General features: G+C 57.8%; 1 protein-coding gene. It reads left to right on the top strand.

Translation table 11 applies throughout. The annotated features are described in order from the left end of the window. The first annotated feature begins 165 nt into the window (after window positions 1-165). Entirely contained in the window at window positions 166-408 is a 243-nt protein-coding gene (locus tag EN932_RS35045; RefSeq protein WP_164768974.1) for a helix-turn-helix domain-containing protein, read from the top strand. The last annotated feature ends 1526 nt before the right edge of the window (window positions 409-1934 follow it).

Here is a 1934-nt window from a genome sequence, read left to right as displayed (position 1 = left end):
AAGGGATGACTTTAGTCCGAATGCTTAATCGCGGCAATGTATTTCAGCAACTGCTGTCGTAAGCACATGAGTTGTCCGGATTAGGTAGCACGCGAGTTGTCCGGTTTTATCGCCAGCGAATGGAGGCTGGGGATGAAGCGGGCAGCGTGGCTAGAGGACCGGAGAATGCAGAAGTTTCGGGATGTATTGAGCCGCTGGAATGGCGGCGATCTTTCGATGATGGAGGCAGGCGAGTTGCTGGGCATGTCGGAGCGGCAATTCCGGCGTTACCGCGAGCGTTACGAAGAGGCTGGGGAGGCTGGGTTGCTCGACCGGCGTTTGGGCAAGCTTTCGACGCGCCGGGTGCCGCGGAGGGGATCGAGGAGATGCTGGAACTTTATCGCCACCGCTACCTTGGCTGGAACCTGAAGCATTTCCACGAATACCTGCTGCGCGATCATGACTTCAACTGGGGCTACCCCTTCATCGAGACGCAGCTTCATGCGTCTGGGCTGGTGGAACGGGCCAGGCGGCGCGGTGCTCACCGGCGCAAGGAAGTCGTGCGAGGGGAACCTCTACAAATCCGACGGACCTCACGGTCGTCTCGAACACTGCACGAGACAGATTTGCGGGCATTCGGAACTTGCGTCGTATCCCGGCCTTCAACTCACCCCGCTCTGTAATAAAGCAGGCCATTGCTGCGTCCTTCCGTGAATCCAGCGCGAGCTTCTATGAAGCCGGAGCGGTTCTCAATTACTGCGGATACCACCCGAGGTTCGGTTTCTCCGCCGTCAACACTGGACGACAGGTTCTGGATTTTGAGAGCGTGCTCTCTTTGGATCAGGAGGCCGCCATTCCGTCCAACCCAAGCAAGTGGTTTGGTTAGACCAGACGGACCCTAAGCTGTCGTTCTCATTAGGTCGCGATTTCTAAGCAGTGCTCAGGAACGAGCGCTGGCTTCGGCAGCACGATTTTCTACGCGAGCCGATCCAGGTACATCTCGAGCGCCGAGATGGGCTGATGATCGAATTGCAAGACGCCAGGTCAGGCGAATTGTCACTGATTTCATCGCTGGTGTTCCTAAGCACCGCGGAGCGAGGCCATCAGCCTGTTTTCCTCATCGACGAACCCGAGCAGCCTTCACCCGAACTGGCAGCGCGAGTATGTCGAACGTGTAATAACCTCCACATACTACAGGCAGACCCATGTGGTCATCGCGACCTATGCGCCTCTTGTCGTTACAGGCGCCTTGGCGTGGTCCAAGGACGTCGTTGGGTCTTCCAGATGGTCAACGGCTGGCCGCTGCGCATTCCGCTCGTGGATTCGACTCCCACGAGTATAGAAGAGGTCCTTTGGCGAGCCTTCGATGTGGTTACGCCTGCCATTTCGCCGTGAATGAGGCGAGGCGGGCTTCTTGCTCTACGTTGAAAGCCACTGAGGGTGAGCCCGCCGCCTATTGGGGCGCCGGCGGCGGACCCTGTGTAAGCGGCTACATCCTTTTGAATCGACCGCTCAGAGGGTCAATGTGCCACTTGAGGGTGAGTTCCCTTTAGGATTCTAAGCAGTGCGGTTTGGGTAGCGTCCAGATCGCCATGCGACTTCGATTTTCAAGCGCGACATAGGCCATCAGGCGTAGTTGTAGCAAGACCAGTGTACCGGTAGCATATGGAGCCTGGACATTAGGCCCACCCTCGTGTCCAGCTATGGTCGGCACGGTCGCTCAACCCGTTTTTGGTCTGTCTGATCGTGCCGACTACCGCCCCCCAGGTCCCCTTCCAAGGGCTTGTGCTTTGGTGGCGATTGTCCGCAGTCGGACAGGAACGTAAGGTGAAACTAGCGAGGACTTTGCGCGGCTCCGCTACTGCGGGATTGCGCCTAGTTGCAACGGCCAGAACAAATCAAGGCCAAAAGCGAGCCGCTAGGCGCTACCCAGCCGTAGACTCAAAAGAATGGCC

This window comes from Mesorhizobium sp. M7A.F.Ca.US.002.01.1.1, from assembly GCF_004022955.1.
GTDB classification, from domain to species: Bacteria; Pseudomonadota; Alphaproteobacteria; order Rhizobiales; family Rhizobiaceae; genus Mesorhizobium; species Mesorhizobium ciceri.
Note: the sequence above shows the minus strand (reverse complement) of the source record. Positions and strands in the feature narration are given on the sequence as shown.